The organism is Streptomyces sp. NPDC052109 (assembly GCF_040680195.1).
Classification (GTDB): Bacteria; Actinomycetota; Actinomycetes; order Streptomycetales; family Streptomycetaceae; genus Streptomyces.
In genome coordinates this window covers 156,855-177,804 of sequence record NZ_JBFAWF010000008.1, presented here as the reverse complement: position 1 = coordinate 177,804, position 20,950 = coordinate 156,855, and the positions used below count along the sequence as shown (strand labels likewise).

16 protein-coding genes are annotated in these 20,950 nt (G+C 71.7%); 10 read left to right on the top strand and 6 right to left on the bottom strand.

The window, feature by feature from the left end:
* Positions 1-39 precede the first annotated feature (39 nt).
* Positions 40-495, top strand: coding sequence for an RpiB/LacA/LacB family sugar-phosphate isomerase (locus tag AB0L59_RS18990; RefSeq protein ID WP_365584759.1), 456 nt, complete (start codon positions 40-42; stop codon positions 493-495).
* Positions 496-552: 57 nt separating this feature from the next.
* Here AB0L59_RS18990 and AB0L59_RS18985 read toward each other — a convergent pair whose 3' ends face one another.
* Positions 553-918 (bottom strand): DUF6479 family protein, encoded by a 366-nt coding sequence (locus AB0L59_RS18985; RefSeq protein ID WP_365584756.1) that lies wholly within the window; start codon positions 916-918, stop codon positions 553-555.
* A 166-nt stretch (positions 919-1,084) separates the two neighbouring features.
* On the opposite strand from AB0L59_RS18985, the gene AB0L59_RS18980 reads away from it, so the two are divergent.
* Both AB0L59_RS18980 and AB0L59_RS18975 read left to right on the top strand, forming a co-directional pair.
* The gene (locus AB0L59_RS18980) at positions 1,085-1,456 is read left to right on the top strand and encodes a ferredoxin (protein ID WP_365584753.1); all 372 of its coding nucleotides are present in this window, start codon (positions 1,085-1,087) and stop codon (positions 1,454-1,456) included.
* Between the two features lie 176 nt (positions 1,457-1,632).
* Positions 1,633-2,811, top strand: coding sequence for an acyl-CoA dehydrogenase family protein (locus AB0L59_RS18975; RefSeq protein WP_365584752.1), 1,179 nt, complete (start codon positions 1,633-1,635; stop codon positions 2,809-2,811).
* A 690-nt stretch (positions 2,812-3,501) separates the two neighbouring features.
* Here the strand turns inward: AB0L59_RS18975 and AB0L59_RS18970 are convergent.
* A complete protein-coding gene (locus tag AB0L59_RS18970) occupies positions 3,502-4,263 on the bottom strand; it encodes an SDR family NAD(P)-dependent oxidoreductase (RefSeq protein ID WP_365584750.1) in 762 nt (253 codons plus the stop codon).
* Positions 4,264-4,349: 86 nt separating this feature from the next.
* On the opposite strand from AB0L59_RS18970, the gene AB0L59_RS18965 reads away from it, so the two are divergent.
* Positions 4,350-4,916 carry a TetR/AcrR family transcriptional regulator gene (locus tag AB0L59_RS18965; RefSeq protein WP_365584747.1) on the top strand — a complete coding sequence of 189 codons (567 nt, stop codon included), beginning with the start codon at positions 4,350-4,352 and terminating at the stop codon, positions 4,914-4,916.
* Positions 4,917-5,507: 591 nt separating this feature from the next.
* Here the strand turns inward: AB0L59_RS18965 and AB0L59_RS18960 are convergent.
* On the bottom strand, positions 5,508-6,752 hold the full coding sequence (locus AB0L59_RS18960; protein ID WP_365584744.1) for a low temperature requirement protein A: 1,245 nt from the start codon (positions 6,750-6,752) through the stop codon (positions 5,508-5,510).
* A gap of 136 nt (positions 6,753-6,888) precedes the next feature.
* On the opposite strand from AB0L59_RS18960, the gene AB0L59_RS18955 reads away from it, so the two are divergent.
* The 6 genes from AB0L59_RS18955 to AB0L59_RS18930 all read left to right on the top strand — a co-directional run bounded on the left by AB0L59_RS18955 (position 6,889) and on the right by AB0L59_RS18930 (position 15,226).
* A complete protein-coding gene (locus AB0L59_RS18955; protein ID WP_365584741.1) occupies positions 6,889-7,419 on the top strand; it encodes a hypothetical protein in 531 nt (176 codons plus the stop codon).
* A 193-nt stretch (positions 7,420-7,612) separates the two neighbouring features.
* Entirely contained in the window at positions 7,613-8,479 is an 867-nt protein-coding gene (locus AB0L59_RS18950; RefSeq protein WP_365584739.1) for an oxygenase MpaB family protein, read from the top strand.
* A 120-nt stretch (positions 8,480-8,599) separates the two neighbouring features.
* A complete protein-coding gene (locus AB0L59_RS18945; RefSeq protein ID WP_365584737.1) occupies positions 8,600-10,867 on the top strand; it encodes a serine/threonine-protein kinase in 2,268 nt (755 codons plus the stop codon).
* Between the two features lie 55 nt (positions 10,868-10,922).
* Complete coding sequence (locus tag AB0L59_RS18940) at positions 10,923-12,488, top strand: NAD(P)/FAD-dependent oxidoreductase (RefSeq protein WP_365584735.1); 1,566 nt, start codon at positions 10,923-10,925, stop codon at positions 12,486-12,488.
* Between the two features lie 78 nt (positions 12,489-12,566).
* Positions 12,567-13,679, top strand: a complete 1,113-nt coding sequence (locus AB0L59_RS18935) for a nitronate monooxygenase family protein (protein ID WP_365584732.1) — start codon at positions 12,567-12,569, stop codon at positions 13,677-13,679.
* Positions 13,676-15,226 (top strand): acyl-CoA synthetase, encoded by a 1,551-nt coding sequence (locus AB0L59_RS18930; RefSeq protein WP_365584730.1) that lies wholly within the window; start codon positions 13,676-13,678, stop codon positions 15,224-15,226. Before AB0L59_RS18935 ends, AB0L59_RS18930 begins: the two co-directional genes overlap by 4 nt.
* Before the next feature lie 51 nt (positions 15,227-15,277).
* On the opposite strand, the gene AB0L59_RS18925 is transcribed toward AB0L59_RS18930, so the two are convergent.
* The 3 genes from AB0L59_RS18925 to AB0L59_RS18915 form a co-directional block, all read right to left on the bottom strand.
* Entirely contained in the window at positions 15,278-18,187 is a 2,910-nt protein-coding gene (locus AB0L59_RS18925) for an AAA family ATPase (protein WP_365584728.1), read from the bottom strand.
* 187 nt (positions 18,188-18,374) lie between these two features.
* Positions 18,375-19,391: a (-)-alpha-amorphene synthase gene (locus AB0L59_RS18920; RefSeq protein WP_365584725.1), complete on the bottom strand. Its 1,017-nt coding sequence runs from the start codon at positions 19,389-19,391 to the stop codon at positions 18,375-18,377.
* A complete protein-coding gene (locus tag AB0L59_RS18915; RefSeq protein ID WP_365584722.1) occupies positions 19,366-20,799 on the bottom strand; it encodes a cytochrome P450 in 1,434 nt (477 codons plus the stop codon). Before AB0L59_RS18915 ends, AB0L59_RS18920 begins: the two co-directional genes overlap by 26 nt.
* Positions 20,800-20,950: the final 151 nt, after the last annotated feature.

Here is a 20,950-nt window from a genome sequence, read left to right as displayed (position 1 = left end):
CTCACGCCTCGGCGCACCGCAGGCACTACGCTCCCGGGTATGCGGATCTCCGTCTCCTCCGACATGGACGAACCCGTGGCCCGGTTCCTCCTCGCCGAGTTGCAACGCCGCGGCCACGGGATACGGGCCTACGGCGCGCTGCGGCCCGGCGCCGACGCGCAGTGGGCGGCCTGCTCCGAGGCGGCCGCCCGGGATGTGGCCGAGGGGTCCGCGGATCAGGCGGTGGTGTGCTGCTGGACCGGCACGGGTGCCTCCATCGCGGCCAACAAGGTGCCAGGCGTACGCGCGGCGCTGTGCACGGACGCCGTCACCGCGGACGGCGCGCGCCGCTGGAACGACGCCAACGTCCTCGCCCTGAGTCTGCGCCTGACCTCGGAGCCGCTGCTGAGGGAGATCCTCGACGCCTGGTTCGCCGCCGAACCCAGCCAGGATCCCGAGGACCGGCGGAACGTGGCCCGCGTCGACCGCCTGGACGCCGTCCGGACGGATCCCTGAGCGCGTACGACGGTCCGGCGCGGGCCGGAGCCGGTGGGGGAGCCGCTGGTCCGGGCCTCAGTGGGCGCCGAGTCCGCCGCCGCCGAAGGAGCCGCTGGAACCACGGCTCCAGCGCGGGCGGTCCTTCGACGCGCTCGGCTTGGAGTCCATGTTGGTCAGTTCGTACGGGGTGAGCGGACGTTCGCCCTTGTGGACCTGGGGGACCTCCTGCGATTCCCTGTTCTGCCGGACTTCGCCCACCGGACCCCCCGGCGGCAGCTTGGGCTGTTCTTCGGGCCGCGGCCGAGGGGACTCGCGGTATTTGACGCGGGAAGTCAACCAGAAGCCGCCGGCGAGCATCGCCAGGAGGCCGATGGCCACGATGAACAGGACGAGGCTCATCAGGCCGCTCGCCGCGGCCAGCTGCATCGATGCGGTATTCATAGGACAGGCATACCCCGTCCAGAATGGTACGAACCGGACATAATAGGCGGTGGGGCCTTCGCCCGCGGCGACCTTCCTCCGCCGACGGCGCGTCCCTGCCCGGTCCGGGCGCCCGGATCCGCCCGCTCACTGGTTTGCGGCCCCGTGGCCCGGCTACCCGCACGGGGTGACAACGCCGACTTCGCAACAGCTCTACCGGTTCCTGGAGGACCGCTTCGCGTGTGCTCAGGCGTGCACCGAGTGCGCCCGGGCCTGTGCGGTGCGCGCGAGTCTGACCGACCCGGACGGCACCGAATGCCACGAGCGGGTGCGCAGGCTGGGCATCATGTGCGCGGAGGTGTGTGACGCCACGTGCCGTGTGCTGGGTGAGGAGTGCCGGCAGGACGAGGGGGAGATCCGCGTCCGGCTGGAGTGGTGCCGTTCCGTCTGCCTGGAGTGCGCCCGCGCCTTCGACGCCCAGCCCGGTGCCGAGTCGGCCGCGGCCACCTGCCGGACCTGCGCCGACGCCTGCTCCGAGTTCCTGCGGACTCTCGCATGACATTCCCGCGGGGGCGAGCCGGAGCCTCCCGGCGGACTCGGGGGTGACGGCGGCGCCCGCCGAACGCACCGCGCGCTCCCGCGGAATTCCCCCGGGGCCTGTCATTCCCTATTTCTGAAACACGTTCTACGGTGTGCGCCGTCAGGACCGCCCTTGGGGAGCCTGGAGGCGCCGCCGTGCATCTCGACCACACGCCCGAGCAGCAGCGACTGCGCGCCGAACTGCGCGCCTACTTCGCACAGCTGGTCCCGGACCACGCCTACACCCGGTATGCCGACTCCGCCGCGCAGAAGCGGTTCTACCGCGAGACCATCCGCCGTCTCGGCGCGGACGGCTGGCTCGGCGTCGGCTGGCCCGAGGAGTACGGCGGGCGGGGCCTGACGGCGATGGAGCAGTTCATCTTCTTCGACGAGGCGGCGCAGGCCGGCGTACCGCTGCCGCTGATGGCGCTGAACACGGTCGGCCCGACGCTCATGCGCTACGGCACCGAGGAACAGAAGGCGTACTTCCTGCCGCGCGTCCTCTCCGGCGAGATCGACTTCGCGATCGGCTACAGCGAGCCCGACGCCGGCACCGACCTGGCCGCCCTGAAGACCAGGGCCGTACGGGACGGGGAGGACTACGTCGTCAACGGGCAGAAGATCTGGACGACCAACGGCGACACCGCCGACTGGGTCTGGCTGGCCACCCGCACCGACCCCGCCGCCCCGCCGCACAAGGGCATCACCATGCTGCTGGTGCCGACCTCCGACCCCGGCTACTCCTGCACGGTCATCAACACCCTCGCCTCACACGACACCACCGCCAGCTACTACGAGAACATCCGGGTCCCCGTCTCCCGCCGTGTCGGCGAGGAGAACCAGGGCTGGCGGCTGATCACCAACCAGCTCAACCACGAACGTGTCACCCTCGCCGCGCACGGCACCATGGCCATCCGCGCCCTGTACGACGTGCAGCGCTGGGCCATGGAGACCAAGCTCGCCGACGGCCGCCGGGTCGCCGACCTGCCCTGGGTGCGCCGGCTGCTCGCCCGCACCCACACCCGGCTCGACGCGATGAAGCTCCTCAACTGGCAGATGGTCAGCGCCGTCGAGAACGGCACCCTCAGCCCGCAGGACGCCTCCGCCGTCAAGGTCTACGGCTCCGAGGCCCGCCGCGACGCCTACGCCTGGCTCATGGAGATCGTCGGAGCCGCCGGCCCCCTGAAGGAGGGCTCGGCGGGCGCCGTCCTGCACGGCGAGCTGGAGCGCGGCTATCGCTCGGCGGTCATCTTCACCTTCGGCGGCGGCAACAACGAGATCCAGCGCGAGATCATCTCCTGGATCGGCCTGGGGATGCCCAGGGTGCGGCGCTAGCCTGCTGCGACCACCGTCTCCAGCCGGCACAGGACAGGGGCGGTTGGCACCAAGATCACCGGTTGTCCTCCTGGGGCAAGGTATTACTGCGCCGCGCGAAGGACTCCGCGCTCCCGCCTCAGTCGCCCCGTTTCGACGACTGCGTGAACCTCACCAGGGGTGCAGCGTCCGGCGGGGGCGCGCCGGACGGATTGCGCGGACGCCTCGCACACGCCGATGCGGTGGGCCCTGCCCTCGGCGACCGGCTCGGCCGGCGCGCCGACGGTCTCGATCGGCACCTTGGGGCGATGCCGTGCCGGTGGTACAGGTCGACATGATCGGTGCCCGGGTGACGCGGCGAGCGATCGAGGGCGCGGCGCACGTGTTCAGGGCGACCGTTGAGGTCGAGCGGCTGACGACCGACTCCCGGCGACCGGTCGGCGCCTTGCCGAGAAGCCTTTCGTCGGCGAAGGGGCCGCAGACCGAGGCCAGGCGGCCCGCGGTCCGTGAGGGGGCGGGCGAGCGGTCAGGCCTGGTGGGCCCATCCGATCACCGTACGGGCCGACGGCACCCGCTACAGGTAGAGGCCGAAGGGTCAGTCAGGCCTCGGCCCTCGGCGGCGGCGTCCGATGCGCATGCCTGGGCCGACGCTCCCGGACGAAGGCGGTCCGGTGGCGTCGGACCACTGGATGCCGCCGGCGTGGGATGCCGTCAGTCGGTGCCGGCGGTGACCCGCTCCCAACGGGCGTACTCGTCCATCAGTTCCTGGAAGCGGCCTCGCACCATGTCCAGGCCGGCGGTGGCCACGGCCAGGTGAAGCGGGGGCTCGTCGATGCCCGTGACATCGGCAACGGCCGCCATCGACTTGACGAGGTCACCCCTGACCGCCTGCCTGTCGAACTCGGCCATGGCGGCGTAGGCGGGCTCGTAGTCAGGGATCGACGTCGCAGGCAACTTGGAGTTGGTCGCGAACCGGGTGTTGAAGCCGGCCGGCTCGACGAGGGTGACGTGGATGCCCAGCGGACCGACCTCCGCGGCCAGTCCCTCGGGCAGGCTGACATGGCCGCCCATGGAGCCGATGTTGAGGATGTGGCCGGAGCCGCGCTCCCGCATGTGCGGGAGAACAGCCTGGACCACCTGGACGACGCCCACCACGTTGGTCTCGAACTGGTCGCGCAGCTGCTCGGGGGTGACCTCCTCGACCGCGCCGACCTGTCCGTATCCAGCGGCGTTGACCACGGCGTCGAGGGCGCCGAAGCGATCGAGTGTCTCCTTGACGGCCAGCTCGATGCCGGCGGGATCGGTGACATCGAGGGTGGTGACCACGACGGCGGGGAGGTCGGCGAAGGCGGCGTTGGCCTTGGCCGTGTCGCGCATGGTGGCCACGACATTCCAGCCGCGCTCGGCGTACTGGAAGACGAGCGCCTCGCCCATGCCGGTCGAAGCGCCGGTGATCAGGACAGTCTTGCTCATGATGCTCTCTCTCGGGTGGCGCGACACCGCGCACTAAACAGAAACAACAAATGCTGTATAGCATGCATAGTCTGTACAGTGCGCCTATGTCAACACCCCGAGGAGACGCCCAGCGCCGTGAACAGGTGCTCGCAGCGGCGCTGACCGTTTTCGCCACGTTCGGCTACCGCAAGACGTCCATGGACGCAGTGGCCCGAGCCGCGGACATTTCCCGCCCAGGTCTGTATTTCCTCTTCTCCAACAAGGAGGACCTGTTCCGTGCGACCATGCGGCAGGAGCTGGACAGGGCCCTGGACGACGTTCGCGCGGCCCTGGCCGCAACCGACGTAGACCTCCGGGCACGTCTGGTGGCCGCACTCGACGCAAATCTGGGCCGCTATGTCGGCACGCACCTGAGCGAGGGCGTCGACGATCTACTCGAGCAGGGCACGTCAAAGCTCGACAGCATGTACGACGACTACCGCGGCGCTTTCCAGGACGCGCTCGCCGAGGCCATCGCCGCCTCCGGCCTGCGGACCGGTACCTCCACACCGCGGCAGATCGCCGAGGTCCTGGCGGCCGCCGGGGAGGGATGGAAGCACCGCATCACCAACCGTCCGGACTTCGTGAACAAGCTCAACCTGGCCGTCGAAGTCGTATTGCCGTCGCAATAGGCGTTGCGACCCGTCAGCCGCCCCAAGAACGATCTCCGGCGCACAGGCCGGTTGGTCCGGGAGGCCGGCAGGGGCCACGGGCTCTGATGCGACGCAAGGCCGATGAGCAGGACGGGACGCGAAGCCGGTGCAGGGCCGGCTGCGGTCGGCGGAGAGCACGCCGCAGCACGTCGACGGGTGGTCGGCGGATCTCCGCTCGGTCCGCGGCTGCGTCCGCTCCACCCTGCGCAACTACCCAGGTGCGGTGCGGCAGTTCTGCGACTTCCTGACCAACCCGGCCTACGGCTGGGCGGAGGAGTGCCTGCGCCTGTTCGGCACGCCCCCGGTCCAGGTGGTCCACGACTGGAACGCGGCGGTGCTTGCGGACGAGACCGAGGGGGAGCCGGAAGGCCGGGCGTTCACCAAGCCCGAGTTGGAGGGGCCGCAAGGGCTGGCTGCCGGCCTTCCGCGACGCCGCCCTTCTGGTCCGGCGTACGGGCCTGGAAGATCTGCGGTGTGCGGTAGCCGGTTCTGCGGCGTGGACGGCATCGAAGCGTCACATGCCTGCTGCCGGGCTCGAACAGTCCGGCAGCGGCACAAGCGCCGCCCCGCTCACGTGGTCGGCCCTTCCGTGCCGGGCACGGGTTCCGTGGCGGCTTCGTCGTCGTGGATCAGGCGGTAGGCCACGGCGAGCATCCAGGGGACGCCGAGCAGGAGGACGAGCGCCAGGCCGAGGACGAGGGGGGCTGGGCGCGCCGCGCCGACACCCAGGCACGCGAGACCCGCACCGGCACAGGCGGGGGCGAGCAGCCGGTAGAGGCCCCGCTCGCGGCGCCAGGCCTCCGGCGAGGCCGCGACCCCCATGGTCGTGCACAGGACGACGGCGGAACCGGCGCAGAGCACCCAGGCCGTGGTGGCTGGAGTGCGTCCGTCTTGCGCATGCTCGACAAGTCCGACCATCGCGGCCCCCATGGCGGCCACCGCGGCTGTGAGCGGCAGGTGCGTGAGCATCCACTGAACGGTGGCCGCCCTCGTGCGTCTCGGACTGCGGTGCCCCGCGAAGTCGAAGTACGTCCACCAGGCACCGAAACCGACGACGACGGCAAGCAGCGCCACCGCGAGGGTCAGCGCGGTGTTCGGCCCGGCAGCGAGTCCGTCGACAACCCCGGTCACGGTTTCGCCGAGCACGATGATGATGAGCAGCCCGAACCGCTCCGTGAGTGCCGCGGTGACGGAGAGTACGGTCGCCTGGGACGGGGTGGCCGTAGCGATCATCGTGGCGAACCCTGCCAGATACGCCAAGGCCATGAGCCCCCAGGCAAGCACACGGTCCTCGGCAGCCAGGGCAGCGGTCACGGCCAGGAGAACCGCGAACACGGCTGTGCCGGTCACGAACAGCCGACTCGGGCGCCGGAAATCGGGGCTGTCGCCGCGTGCGGCGAGCCGCCAGAGCACCGCCAAGACCGCGAACAGCACGCTCGCGTCGACAGCGAATGCGGCTCCGCGTGCGCCGCCGGCCCCGGGGATGTACGCGGCCAGGGGCACGAGGACCAGGATCTGGAGCAGGAACATGACCCGGCCCCGGGCGTCGTCGTAGCCGTGCAGTTCGTGATGGAGGGTGCCGTTGAACCACGCGATCCACACCAGGGCGAACACCGCGGCGAACTCGGCCAGGCCGCCCCAGGTGAGGTGCCCGGCGAAATGGTGGGACGCCTGGGCCACCAGCACGACCACGACCAGGTCGTAGAAAAGCTCGAGAGGGCCCACGACTCGTTCGAGGGGTTGTTCGCCGTGCGCACGCGGTGGCTGCCACAGCAGCCGACGCAGCCGGGCCCGGCGTTCGTCTTGCGAGACCATGCCGGAAGCCTAATGAGGCCCCGGTCGGTCACGAGCGGCGGAGATCGGGGACCGTCTGGCCCGGCCTCCGTGATCAACCCCAGTGTCCGGCTGCGGATCGCGGCCCGGTGATCTACCGTCGGAGGGCGCCGAGTCGGTGCCGTTCGACGTCGACGACCTGCCCGGATACGCGGGTGCGATGTTCGACCACCTCGTCGCCCGGCCGGACATCGTGCGGCTGCGCCTGTGGAAGCTTCTGGAGCGACCCACTGCCACGGCGCTCGAACCGGGTGCCTCCCAGCGCAGGGCCGCCGACGTGGCCGAAGCTCAGCAGCGCGGAGACCTCGCTTCCGGGATGCGGCCGGACGATCTTCTGACCATGGTCCTCGCCGGGGCCCAGGCATGGTTCCTGGCCGCCGAGGACTATGACCCGAGTGAGGTCGGCACGTCCTGGACGCCGGAGAGACGCGCCCTGCACCGTCACGCTGTCGTCATGTGTGGCCCGTGGTCGTCGTGTGCGGCGCGTAGCCCGCAGCGAGCACTCGCGCAAGCCGTCGTCGCCCAGCCCCGTGTGTGGGGTCAGGCGTCGTCCCCCGGCACTCGCTGCCCAGGAGAACCGATCCTGTGCTCCGCCCGTCTGTGCGACGCACGGCGTACTAGAGGGACGACTACCCTGTCGAGTGAATGATCCACTGATGATCTGGGCAGGCACTCACCACGGAGCGGCGCCTCGTGCGCGCGGCGGGGGCCGTCGGTGCGGAGGACGCCGTGCGCGGGAGCCGGTGTGCACCGATGTGCCGGGAAAAGTCGGCAGCCGACGCGGCCGGATGCCGCCGCTGGTTGCGAAAGCACAGGTCAGCGGCGATGCGAGGTGACAACCAATGACTGTGGTCACACCTGCGGGCATGGGCGACCCCGGACTGTTCACCCCGAACTCCGTGACCTGGCAGATGCACGGCGACCCCATGATGTGGGTCGCCGGCGTCCGCGCGCTGTACCTTCAGGCGCTGCACCCGCGCGCGGTCCGGGGAGTCATGCAGAACTCCGACTTCCGGCGCGACGCGTGGGGCCGGTTGATGCGCACCGCGAACTTCGTCGGTACGACGACGTACGGCACGTCCGAGGCCGCCGAGCGCGCCGGCGCCCGCGTACGGAAGATCCACAGCATGCTGACGGCGACCGACCCGGAGACCGGCGAGCGGTACGGCGTCGACGAACCCGGGCTGCTGCTCTGGGTGCACTGCGCGGAGATCGACTCCTATCTGCACGTGCTGCGCCGCTCCGGATTCCCGCTCACCGACGCCCAGGCCGACCGGTACATAGCCGAACACCGGGTCAGCGCACGCCTGGTGGGCCTCGACCCGGCGACCGTACCGGGGAACCGGGCGGAACTCGCGGGGTACTTCGGCCGGGTGCGGCCGACGCTGGCGGCGGGACCCGAGGCGCGCGAGGTGGACGACTTCCTGCTCCGTCCGCCGACGCATCCCCTTCTCGTACCGGCGCGGGAGGTGCTGTGGCGGCGCGTGGCGCAGCTGGCGTACGCCGCTCTGCCGCCGTACGCCCACGAGTTGTACGGCAGACCGGCCCCCACACCCGCCGTCGTCACCCGTCGGCTGCGGGCCACGGGCGCGCTGCTCCGGCGCGTTCCCGCACGTGTGCGCTGGCAGCTGCCGCCCAAACACATCCTGCGCGCCATGGCGAGGCTCGGCCCGCAAGCACGTCCGGCACCATACAAAGTCGGGCGATAGGCCGCCATACTGGACGAGCAGGGGGTCTGGCGTGGATCGGGCCGGCGCGACGCGGCCGGGCGCGCTCCGGTGGCGGCCTCCCGGCGGCGGGGCGGACGGCGACGGGGGCGGCGGATCGCTATGGGGGAACACGAGCTGGTTCAGGGCCGGTACCGACTGCTCGACCTGATCGGGCGGGGCGGGATGGGCGAGGTGTGGCGGGCCCGGGACGAGTCCCTGGGCCGGCAGGTCGCGGTGAAGTGCCTCAAGCCGCTCGGCCCGTACCACGATCCCTCCCTCGCCGGCGTCCTGCGGGAACGGTTCCGGCGTGAGGCCCGGGTGGCCGCCGCCCTCTCGCACCGCGGGGTGACCGTCGTCCACGACTTCGGGGAGTCCGACGGGGTTCCGTACCTGGTGATGGAGCTGCTGGAGGGGCGTGACCTGAGTCGGCTGCTGGAGGACAACAAGGGCCATCCGCTGCCCGTGGACGACGTGGCGGACATCGCCGCCCAGGTAGCCGCCGCCCTCGTGTACACCCATCGACAGGGCGTGGTCCACCGCGACTTGAAACCGGGCAACATCGTGCGACTGACCGACGGCACGGTCAAGATCTGCGACTTCGGCATCGCCCGTCTCGGCCACGACATCGGCTTCACCGCCCGGCTGACCGGCACCGGCGTCGCACTGGGCACCCCGCACTACATGTCCCCCGAACAGATCGGCGGCGGCGAGGTGGACCAGCGCAGCGACCTCTACTCGCTGGGCTGCGTGCTGTACGAAATCGCCACCGGCGCACCGCCGTTCGACCTGGAGGACGCCTGGGCGATCCTGATCGGCCACCGGGACACCCCGCCCCGGCCTCCGCGCGAGCTGCGCCCGGAGCTGCCCGGCCGCCTCGAGGCCGTCATCCTCGACCTGCTGGCCAAGCGGCCCGAGGAACGACCCCATGACGCGGGCGAGTTGGTCCGCCGGCTCCGGCGCGAACACGGGGCGGCCGCCTCGGTCGCGGCCCTTCAGATCCCGGAGGCGACAGGCGCGGCCCGGCTGCCGTCCTGGACCTGGGGCATGACCACCGGCCACAAGGCGATGGGCACCGGGCCCGGCATGCCGCCCCCGGACCCGGGGGCGGCGCTGTCGTCCCGTTGGGACGCGCCCCGAAGCGGCGCGGAGCCGTATCAGGCATGCGGCTACCGCCGCGCGGACGCACCCGGCCACGACGCCCCCGCGCACGCTCGACGGCCCGTACCGGCGCCACCCGCGGAGCGCGCGGCACCACCCGCGGAGCGCACCGCACGGCACCGCGAGGGTGTCCGCCTGGCCGGGCTCGGCCGGTGGGCCGAGGCGGGCGAGGCGCACCGGGCGGAGGCCGCCGAGCGTGCCGCCCTCCTCGGCCCCGACCACCCCGAGACCTTTGCCGCCCGCTACGAGGCAGCCTTCGCCCTGGTCCGCGCCGGCCGGCTCGCCGAGGCACTGGACGCCTACACGGAGCTCGCCGAGGCCAGAGCGCGGGTCCTCGGCCCCGATCACCCCGACACCCTTGCCGCCCGCCAGGAGACGGCCTATGCGCTCGGTCGGCTCGGCCGCCACTTCGAGGCCCACCAGATGTACGCGGAGGTACTCGCCGCGCGGGTGCGCGTCATGGGCGCAGAGCACCCCGACACCCTGCGCTGCCGGCACAACCTCGCCCGCACCCTCGGCCGGCTCGGCCGCCTGGACGATGCCCGCCGTACGGCTCTGGAGGTGGCCGCGGCCCGGGCCCGGGTCCTCGGCCCCGACCACCCCGAGACCCTGGTCTCGCGCTGCGAAGTCGCCTACACCCAGGGCCAGTCGGGCCGCTGGGAGGAGGCGCTGCGCGTCTACGGTGAGGTCGCCGAGGCCAGAGCGCGGGTCCTCGGCGCCGACCATCCCGACACCCTCGCCGCCCGCTACGAGACCGCCCTCAGCCTCGGCCGGCTGGGGCGCAGCGCGGACGCCCTGCGCCGGTACCGGGAGCTGATAGTGGACCGCACCCGCGTCCAGGGCCCCGCGCATCCCGAGACCCTGCGCGCCCGGCACGGCCTCGGGGTCAACCTCGGCCGGCTGGGGCGCTGGGGGGACGCCCTGGGCGAGGCCCGGGAGGTCTGCCTGCTCCGCGAGCAGACCCTGGGGCCCGCGCACCCCGACACGCTCGTCAGCCGCCGGGAGGTCGCCGTCGCCCTGGGCTGGCTGGGCCGCTGGGCGGAGGCCCTCACGGAGTACCGGCGGGTCGCCGCCACCCGCGAGCAGATCCTCGGCCCGGACCATCCCGACACCCTCGCCGCCCGCAGCGACGAGGCCCACTGTCTGGAGCGGCTCGGCCGGGGCACCGAGGCCGGCGAGCTGTACCGCAGGCTCGCGGTGGTGCGCCGGCAGGCGGCCGGCGGAGCCTGACCCCGGTCGGGGCACACCTCTGGCCGCCGTGGATCATCACGTGTTACGAAGAACCATGCCTGCCAACGAGCACACCCGCACATACGACGCCGTCATCGTCGGCGGTGGACACAACGGCCTCGTCGCCGCCGCCTACCTGGCCCGGGCCGGCCGTTCGGTGCTGGTGCTGGAACGGCTGGACCACACCGGCGGCGCCGCCGTCTCGACCCGCCCCTTCGCCGGCGTCGACGCCCGGCTGTCGCGCTACTCCTACCTGGTCAGCCTGCTGCCGCGGAAGATCGTGCGCGACCTCGCCCTGGACTTCCGCGTCCGCTCGCGCACCATCTCCTCGTACACCCCGGCCGAGCGGGACGGCCGGCCCACCGGCCTCCTCGTCGGCGGTGGCGAGCAGCGCACCCGGGAGGCGTTCGCCCGGCTGACCGGCGGCGAGCGCGAGTACGCGGCCTGGCAGCGCTTCTACGGCATGACCACGCGCGTCGCCGAACGCGTCTTCCCCACCCTCACCGAGCCCCTGCCCACCCGCGACGAACTGCGCCGCCGCATCGACGACGAGACCGCCTGGCGGGCGCTGTTCGAGGACCCGATCGGCGCCGCCGTCGAGGAGAACTTCACGGACGACCTGGTCCGCGGCGTGGTCCTCACCGACGCCCTGATCGGCACCTTCGCCGACGCCCACGACCCGTCCCTGGTACAGAACCGCTGCTTCCTCTACCACGTCATCGGCGGCGGAACCGGCGCCTGGGACGTGCCCGTCGGTGGCATGGGCGCGCTCACCGACGCCCTGGCCACGGCGGCAAGCTCGGCGGGCGCGGTCGTCGCGACCGGGCACGAGGCGGTCCGGATCGACACCGACGGACACACTGCCGAGGTCACCTACCGCACGGCCGACGGCGAGGGCGTCGCCGCCGCCCGGCACGTCCTGGTGAACGCCTCCCCGCACGAGCTGGCCTCGCTGACGGGGGACCCGGCACCCGAGCCGGCCGAGGGCGCCCAGCTCAAGGTCAACATGCTCCTCACCCGGCTGCCCAAGCTCCGAGACCCGGCCGTCGACCCGCGCGAGGCCTTCGCCGGCACCTTCCACATCGCCGAGGGCTACCGGCAGCTCGCCACCGCCCACACCCAGGCCGCCGCAGGTGAACTCCCCGTCGTCCCGCCCTCGGAGATCTACTGCCACTCCCTGACCGACCCCACCATCCTCGGCCCCGATCTCGCCGAGCGGGGCTACCAGACCCTGACCCTGTTCGGCCTGCACACCCCGGCGCGGCTCTTCGACCGGGACAACGACGCGGTGCGCGAGGAACTGCTGAAGGCCACCCTGGCCCAGCTCGACGCCCACCTCGCCGAACCCCTCACCGACTGCCTGGCGACCGACGCCGACGGCCGCCCCTGCATCGAGGCGAAGACGCCGCTCGACCTGGAGAGGGACCTGCGGCTGCCCGGCGGCAACATCTTCCACCGCGCCCTGTCCTGGCCCTACGCCCAGGAGGAGACGGGCCCTTGGGGAGTGGAGACCCGCCACCCGAACGTCCTGCTGTGCGGGGCGGGCGCGGTGCGCGGGGGAGGGGTGAGCGGGGTGCCGGGGCACAACGCGGCGATGGCGGTGCTGGAAACCACCGCCTGACACCGCCTGCCCAAAAAGATCTGATGGAACGTCAGAAAGTCTCTTCCGTCGTCCGGTCGGCTGCGGCATCCTGCGCCCATGCAGACGGAGCTGAGCAGGAAACTGGGAGTCGAGCACGCCGTCTTCGGCTTCACGCCGTTCCCGGCCGTCGCCGCGGCCATCAGCCGGGCCGGCGGATTCGGTGTGCTCGGCGCGGTCCGTTACACCGCCCCCGACGACCTCAGACGCGACCTCGACTGGCTCGACGCACACGTCGGCACCCGGCCCTACGGGCTGGACGTCGTCATGCCCGCGAAGAAGGTCGAGGGGGTGACCGAGGCGGACGTCGAGGCGATGATCCCCGAGGCGCACCGGCAGTTCGTGCGGGAGACCCTCGCCAAGTACGGCGTCCCCGAGCTGGCGGACGGCGAGGTGTCAGGGTGGCGCATCACCGGCTGGATGGAACAGGTCGCCCGAACCCAGCTCGACGTCGCCTTCGAGTACCCGATCAAGCTGCTCGCCAACGCCCTCGGCTCCCCGCCCGCCGATGTCGTCGCCCGCGCCCACGACCGGGGCGTGCAGGTCGCCGCGCTCGCCGGCAGCGCCCGGCACGCCCGCAAGCACCAGCAGGCCGGCATCGACATCGTCGTCGCCCAGGGCTACGAGGCCGGCGGCCACACCGGCGAGATCGCCACGATGGTGCTCACGCCCGAGGTCGTGGAGGCCGTCGACCCCCTGCCCGTCCTGGCCGCCGGCGGGATCGGCAGCGGACAGCAGGTGGCCGCCGCCCTGGCGCTCGGCGCCCAAGGCGTGTGGCTGGGCTCCCTATGGCTGACCACCACAGAGGCCGATCTGCACGCACCCGCCCTGACCCGCAAGCTCCTCGCCGCCGGATCCGGCGACACCGTCCGCTCCCGCTCCCTCACGGGCAAGCCCGCACGCCAGCTCCGTACCGAGTGGACCGACGCCTGGGACGACCCGGCCGGGCCCGGCACCCTGCCCATGCCGCTGCAGGGCCTGCTGGTGGCCGAGGCGGTCTCCCGGATCCAGAAGTACGAGGTCGAACCGCTGCTCGGCACGCCGGTCGGGCAGATCGTCGGCCGGATGAGCGGCGAACGCAGCGTCCAGGCCGTCTTCGACGACCTCACCCGCGGCTTCGAGAAGGCCGCGGACCGCATCAACCGCATCGCCGGAAGGAGCGGCCAGTCGTGAGCACACCCCCCGCCGGTTTCTGGGCCGAAGCCGCCCAGCACCCCGACCGCCCGGTCCTCGTCGCACCCGACGGCGAGGTGTGGACCGCCGGCCGTCTGCACAGCGCCGCCAACCGGCTCGTGCACGGGCTGCGCGCGGCCGGCCTGGAACGCGGCGACGCCTTCGCCGTCGTCCTGCCCAACGGCGTCGAGTTCATCACCGCCTACCTGGCCGCCACCCAGGCCGGCCTCTATCTCGTCCCGGTCAACCACCACCTCGTCGGCCCCGAGATCGCCTGGATCGTCGCCGACTCCGGCGCCAAGGTCCTCATCGCCCACGAGCGGTTCGCCGAGGCCGCACGCGCCGCCGCCGACGAGGCGGGGCTGCCGACGAGCCACCGATACGCGGCCGGTGAGGCCGACGGCTTCCGGCCGTACGACCACCTCCTCGACGGGCAGCCTGAGTCGGCGCCCGAGGGCCGGGAGCTCGGCTGGGTCATGAACTACACCTCCGGTACGACCGGACGCCCGCGCGGCATCCGCCGCCCGCTGCCCGGCAAGGCGCCGGAGGAGTCCTACCTGGGCGGCTTCCTCGGGATCTTCGGCATCAAGCCGTTCGACGAGAACGTCCACCTGGTCTGCTCACCGCTCTACCACACGGCCGTCCTGCAGTTCGCGGGCGCGTCCCTGCACCTGGGCCACCGCCTGGTCCTGATGGACAGATGGACCCCCGAGGAGATGCTCCGCCGCATCGACACCCACCGGTGCACGCACACCCACATGGTCCCCACCCAGTTCCATCGCCTGCTGGCCCTCCCGGACGAGGTCAAGGCCCGCTACGACGTCTCGTCCATGCGGCACGCCATCCACGGTGCCGCCCCGTGCCCTGACCACGTCAAGCGGGCCATGATCGACTGGTGGGGGCACTGTGTGGAGGAGTACTACGCGGCCAGCGAGGGCGGCGGCGCCTTCGCCACCGCCGAGGACTGGCTGAAGAAGCCCGGCACGGTCGGCAGGGCCTGGCCGATCAGCGAGCTGGCGGTGTTCGACGACGACGGCATCCGCCTCCCGCCCGGTCACCTCGGCACCGTCTACATGAAGATGACCACCGGCGGATTCTCGTACCACAAGGACGAGGCCAAGACCCGCAAGAACCGCATCGGCGACTTCTTCACCGTCGGCGACCTCGGCTTCCTGGACGAGGACGGCTACCTCTTCCTGCGCGACCGCAAGATCGACATGATCATCTCCGGCGGGGTCAACATCTACCCGGCCGAGATCGAGTCCGTCCTCCTCTCCCACCCGGCCGTCGCCGACGCGGCCGCCTTCGGCATCCCGCACGACGACTGGGGCGAGGAGGTCAAGGCCGTGGTCGAACCGGCCCCCGGCCACGAGCAGGGCCCGGCCCTCGCCGCCGCCCTGCTCGACCACTGCGCGGAGCGGCTCGCCGGCTACAAGCGGCCCAAGAGCGTCGACTTCATCACCGAGATGCCACGGGATCCCAACGGGAAGCTCTACAAACGGCGGCTGCGTGATCCGTACTGGGAGGGACGTGGGCGGGCGGTGTGATCGCGGCGGGCCGGGGAGTCGGCGATCGACGGCCGCACGGCTTCAACGGTGTCACGGGCGAAGGCGGGGAAGGCGCTCCAGGGACCTGGCGAGGCCCGCGGCGTCGGTGCCGATCTTGCGGTAGACGCTGGAGAGCAGCTGACGCACGCCCTGCCCGGTGAGTCGCAGTTCCTTGGCGACCACTTCCACGGAGTGCCCTCGCACGGTCAGTTCGGCGGTGCGGCGCTCCTGCGCGGTCAGCGTGTCCGCCTGCGCGTAACGCAGGGGCAGTGGGCGCAGTCCGGCCGCCGAGAGTTCCGCCCTGGCCCGGGCCGCGAGTGCCTCGGCCCCGCAGTGGACGGCGCCTTCCAGACCTTGGTAGAGCCGGTCGGCGGCCTCCTGCAGCCGCCCGTTGCGGGACAGTGCGGCGCCATGGCCGACCTGGGCGCGGGCGAGCTCGTAGGCGGCGGGCGACTGCTCCAGATGATCGGCCGCCTCGGCGTACAGGTCGAGTGCCGCCGGCCCGCCGGTCACCTCGGCGAGGGTGTGCAGGGCCTGGCCGATGGTGGAGGCGGCACCGAACTTCCGGGCGCGCCGCACGGCGTCCCGGGCGTGGCCGACCGCCTCGTCCGGCGCGGTGGGGGCGAGCGCGGAGGCGAGCCGCAGCTGCCACGGACACCAGGCCGGGTTCCGCCAGGCACGTTGGTCCAGCCAGTCACCCACCGAGGACAGCAGCGAGGCCGCCTCGGCGTGGCGTCCCTCCGCCAGGAGCAGCTCCGCGTACACGGTACGGGGGTCGGGATAGATGACGGCGTTCGGAGTCATGTCGGCGAAGTGGTGCTCGTCGGCCAGTGCGCGCGCCTCGCTGACGCGCCCCCGGCCGAGCAGTGTCTCGATGAGGATGCTGACGCCGAACAACTGGGCGGCCACGACCCCCTCCACCTTGGAGGCGATGCGCAGACCCTCCCGTACGAGGTCCTCGGCTTCGGCCAGGCAGCCGCGGCGATAGCGGACGTAACCGGCGATGGTCTGGCCGAAGGCCAGATGAGAGCCGTGCCAGCCCTTGGCCACACATTCGGCGATGCCCTTGCTGAACAACTCCTCGGCCCGTCGCGGCTGATCGCCGTACATGAACACCAGGGCGACCGACAGGGGCACCTCGAACCCTCGGACTTCGTCGGTCCAGCTCATGCCGCCGTCCAGGGCCCGCTCGGCATGCGCGAGGGCGATCTCCCGGGGTTCACCCCGCTTGGCCGCATCCCAGGCGCGCAGTCCCAGGATGTAGCGCTCCTCCGGGCTGCGACCGGGGAGCTGCTCGGCCAGCCGTGCCAGGGTCCGTGAGCGGGCGGGTGAGTCGGGGTCGTCGGTGCGGACCATGCTCCAGACGAACTGATCGGCCTGCATGCGCAGTCTGACGCGGGGATTCGCGGCCTGCTTCGCCTCCTCGGCGGCCACCGTCACGGCCTCGGCCAGCTGATCGGTGTGTGCCAGAGCAGTCGTCAGCCGATAGACGATGGAGGCGCGCAGGTCGGGATCGACGTCCGGCTCCGCCAGGGCCTGGTGCAGATACCTCACCGTGGCCGTTGGCTCGATCAGGAACGTGGCACAGGCGAGTTCGTGAAGGACCGCGGCACGGTCCTCGGGCAGGGGAGGCTCCTGCAGAGCGCGGGTCAGCAGCCGCCGGGCGGCCTCGGTCGCCCCTGCGCGAAGGTATGCGCGAGCGGCCTCGCGCAGACACTCGACCGCCTCGGGACTGCCCTCGCAGGGGACCTCCAGCAGATGCCGGGCTGCCGCGGTGGGCCCGTATCCCGCGGCCAGGACGGCTTGCGCGGCGGCGTTGTGCAGTCCGGCCCGGAACCCCGTGCGGATGGACCGGTAGATCGTCGTGGCGATCAGAGGGTGAATGAACTCCAGCTCGCCCTCGGGGCCATGGCCGTCGGCCAGGATCCGCGCCGTGCGCAGCTTCAGGGTCGCCTCGGCCGCCGCCTCCTCGCCGAGCACCGCGATGGTCGCGGCGAGCTGCGGTGAGAAGGGCGAACCCAGAACGGCAGCGGTGTGCGCGAAGCGGACGGTCGCCGTGTCGAGCCCTTCCAGACGCTCGATCAGTCCCGGGCCCTTGATCGCCGCGGCGAGCTCACGCATCGCGGGCAGATCGTCCTCGGTCCCGCCCAGTCTCCGCTTGCCGAGCCCGATGGCGAGCTCCACCGCTTCGAAGGGGCTCCCGCCGGTGGCCGACCAGCATTCCTTGCAGAACCGGTCCTCGGCCTCCTCCCCGAGTTCGTTCCTGACGATCCGCGCCACACCGTCGGCCGTGAGCAGCGCCAGGTCATGGGGATGGTCTGCGTGGTGCCCCACGAGCGTACGGAGTTCGCCCGCCTCGGACGGCAGCTCGTCGGGGCGGTAGGCGACCACGATGAGCAGCGGAAGATCCTCGACCCGTGACGCGAAGGAGTCGAGCCAGCTCAGAGACTCGGCGTCCGCCCAGTGAAGATCGTCCAGGAGCAGGACGACGGGCGCCTTCCGCACCGCGAGGCGCGTCATCACCCAGTCGAGACCCTCGCGGACCCCGGTCCTGTCCGGAGCGGGACCGGGACCACTCGCCTCGAGACCGAGCACGGCGGCGACGATGTCGTACCAGCTTCCCAGGAAGGCGCGCAGTTCCGCCTCGTCCAGCCGCGCCAGAGAGGGCTGCAGCAACTGGCGCACGACACGGAACGCCGAGCCCTGCTCCGTCTCCCCGCCCCGGCCCGACAGCACGGTGAATCCGAGTGCCAGGGCCCGGGCGCGTGCTTCCGTGATGAGCGCCGTCTTGCCCAGTCCGGCCGGTCCGGTGTAGGCGAGCAGCCCCCTGCGCCTGGCTCGCGGCACGCCGTCCGCGGTGCGCCGCAGTTCCCGGAACGCGGCATCGAGAGCCTGGATCTCCCGTCGGCGTTCGATCAACGTCCGCTGCTCGATGATCGGTTGCCGAGGCGCCGTCGCCATGTGCCGTACCGCCTTCTGTCATTCGGCCCGGGAGAGCCGAGGTTACGCCTCGCGAAGGCGCGGCCGGCCGGATTGGACTCCATGAGGTGAATCATTGGCCGCCGGTGGGATGATGTCCGCCCGAGGGGTATGGGACGTAGATGGACACCTCCCGGTGGCATTGTCGCCAGGGTCGTGACCGGCGCGGCTACGGCACCGCGGGCACGGACGCCGTGTCCGCGTAGCGGGGCACCGTGCGGGACCAGTGGTAACACCCGCGGATCCAGCCGATCATGCCGTCCACGTAGCCGTTGCCCGCTGGGCTCAAGAGCGGTTGGACCCCCTCGTAGAGCTTCTGGAACTCCTCGATCGCGCCGTTGATCTCCTCGATGGCCAGGAGCACGGCGGCCTGCAGGGAGCACCCGTGCGCGCGCTGATGGGCCAGGGCCAGATTGATCATTTCACCCGAGCGCTGCTCCTTCACCGCGGAGAACAGGTCGGCCGTCCAGACCGCGGCGTCGGCGGACAGCCGGCTGAGCCGTCGTACGACGGGATGATGGAGTTCGGCAGGGGGCACTTCGTCTGGCTGGGCGGCCTCGTACAACGGGTAGAAGGGCTCCACGCCGGCGGTCAGCGACCGTATGGAGGTGCAGTCTCCGGTCCGCACGGTGAGCGGATGGGCCTGGGCCACCGCTTCGTACAACAGGCCGTGCACGTATTCACGGCTCTTCCAGGCCCACCGCGCGGCCTGTGCGGGAGTGCACCGCTCCCGGACCTGCCGGTGGAGATCGGCCAGGGCCGCCCCGAGGGGCGTGCTGGGCGGCCGGCCGTCCCGCAGGATCGCGACGCTCTCGCCCAGCATGGGCAGCAGCCCGCCTGGCGAGCGCCGGCCGACGTCCTCCGCGCGGTCGTCGAAGACGAACTGATAGGCGATCTGATGGGCGATCACCTGGAGGAGGCCGGCATCCACAGTCGGGCTGGTGAAGGACGCGAGCTCGGCGGGCCGAGTGCGGGCGATCATCGCCGCCACACCTGGTTCGTCGATGAGGCCCCATGCACCGAGCCATGTGTCGACGCCGGCCGCGGCTTCGGATTCGTGCCGGTGGCGCAGGAACGGGAAGGGCATGTGGAGGTGGGCGTCGATCAGGTCCCTGAGGGTGGAGACCGGAAGTGCTTCCGGTACGCCGACCGTGATGTCCTCATGCGTTGCCGACAACGTGGTCACCTGCCGTTCGGGAATCCGATGCACGAGGGGCGGTCACTGCCTGGGAACGGGCCTCGCAGACCATGACCAGAGCACGCTCGCCCAGCGTGATTCCGGGGCGCGGTGTCCGTTCGACGTGCCCGGGCCCATGCCGCAGCCGCCGCCGCCCGGCGATCGTCGCGAGTGCCAGCGTGGCCTCCACCATGGCGAACTCGTCGCCGAGGCATTTGCGGTTGCCCGCGGAGAACGGCATCATCGCGCGGCGCTGCGCCGCGGTGGGCTTCCCCGGCAACCAGCGGCCGGGTTCGAAACGCTCGGGCTCGGGGAACGACGCGGGATCGTGGTGCAGCAGGTAGGGGCTGTAGAGAACGGTGGCTCCCTGGGGCAGCCGGCACCCGGCGAGTTCCGTCTCCCTGGTGGCGACGCGCGTGAAGAGCCAGCCGGGCGACGAGTGGCGCAGCGTCTCGGAGACGACGCACCGGGTCTGGACGAGGTGTGGGAGATCGTCGGGGCCGGGCCGGCGGCCTCCGGGGAGGACGGCGTCGAGCTCGGCGTGCAGGCGGCGCTCCGCCTCCGGATGGCGGGCCAGCAGGCTGAAGGCGTCGGCCAGGCACAGTGCCGGCGCCTCGACGCCCGTGAGCAGCAGCGTGATCAGGTGATCGTGGACGTCCTGGTCGGTGATGGGCGCCGCTTCCCCGTCGCGGTGCGTGGCCGCCAGCAGAGTGCCCAGCACGTCGTCGCGGTCGGTGCCCCGGCGGCGCTGTGCGATCGCGGAGTCGATGATCGCGTGCAGGCGGGCGAGCGCGTGCCGGTAGCGGCGGTTGGCGGGGGTGGGAAGACGGAACAGGGCATCGATCGGTACGACCGTGCGGACGAAGAGGCCGCGGACGACGTCGCTGAGGCAGTCCCGCACCTCGGCGGTCGTCGAGTCGTCGAGCGAGTCGGAGAGGAGGACCCGGCTGATCACGCGCGTCGTCAGGGTCATCATCGCCTCGGTGACGGGAACCGCCCGAGCCGTCGGCCAGGCGTCGCACACCGACTCGGCCTCTTCGGTGACGAGATCCGTGTAGGCGGCCACGTGGGAGGGACGGAATCCGGGCTGCAGCAGCCTGCGCTTGTCCCGGTGCGTCGGCTGACGGCAGGTGACGAGACCGTCCCCCATCAGCTTCCCGAGCCTGTCGTACAGCGGGCCCCCCTTGTCGAAGGTGTGCGGGTCCGTGAGCACCTCGTGGGTCAGCTCCGGGTGGCACACCATCCAGGCGCGCTGGGGGCCCAGCCGTATCTCGACCAGATCCCCGTGCGCCGGTAAAGAATTCAGAAACGCCAACGGCCGCCGGTATAGGGCGATACCGTGGCCGAGGAGCGGGAATATGCCGGGAGCAGTACCTGTCCTCCACGTTCGTTTTCGTTCCGGCACAGCAGAGCTCATGGATACCTCCTGCCCAACGTGACACGCGAAATGGGTGAAGCCGCTACGGACTTGGCGCTTGAGACATGTCCTGCCCAGGTTCAACGGTGGCCGGTTTCCGGAATCCTTTCTCCAAAGGGGCGCACGGGAGCACGCAGAAGCAAAAAGTCGC

Coding starts and splice junctions, on each gene's coding strand:
- AB0L59_RS18990 (WP_365584759.1), top strand. CDS start 40: ATGCGGATCTCCGTCTCCTCCGACATGGACGAACCCGTGGCCCGGTTC.
- AB0L59_RS18940 (WP_365584735.1), top strand. CDS start 10,923: ATGCCTGCCAACGAGCACACCCGCACATACGACGCCGTCATCGTCGGC.
- AB0L59_RS18960 (WP_365584744.1), bottom strand. CDS start 6,752: ATGGTCTCGCAAGACGAACGCCGGGCCCGGCTGCGTCGGCTGCTGTGG.
- AB0L59_RS18915 (WP_365584722.1), bottom strand. CDS start 20,799: ATGAGCTCTGCTGTGCCGGAACGAAAACGAACGTGGAGGACAGGTACT.
- AB0L59_RS18950 (WP_365584739.1), top strand. CDS start 7,613: ATGACTGTGGTCACACCTGCGGGCATGGGCGACCCCGGACTGTTCACC.
- AB0L59_RS18945 (WP_365584737.1), top strand. CDS start 8,600: ATGGGGGAACACGAGCTGGTTCAGGGCCGGTACCGACTGCTCGACCTG.
- AB0L59_RS18925 (WP_365584728.1), bottom strand. CDS start 18,187: ATGGCGACGGCGCCTCGGCAACCGATCATCGAGCAGCGGACGTTGATC.
- AB0L59_RS18935 (WP_365584732.1), top strand. CDS start 12,567: ATGCAGACGGAGCTGAGCAGGAAACTGGGAGTCGAGCACGCCGTCTTC.
- AB0L59_RS18985 (WP_365584756.1), bottom strand. CDS start 918: ATGAATACCGCATCGATGCAGCTGGCCGCGGCGAGCGGCCTGATGAGC.
- AB0L59_RS18965 (WP_365584747.1), top strand. CDS start 4,350: ATGTCAACACCCCGAGGAGACGCCCAGCGCCGTGAACAGGTGCTCGCA.
- AB0L59_RS18970 (WP_365584750.1), bottom strand. CDS start 4,263: ATGAGCAAGACTGTCCTGATCACCGGCGCTTCGACCGGCATGGGCGAG.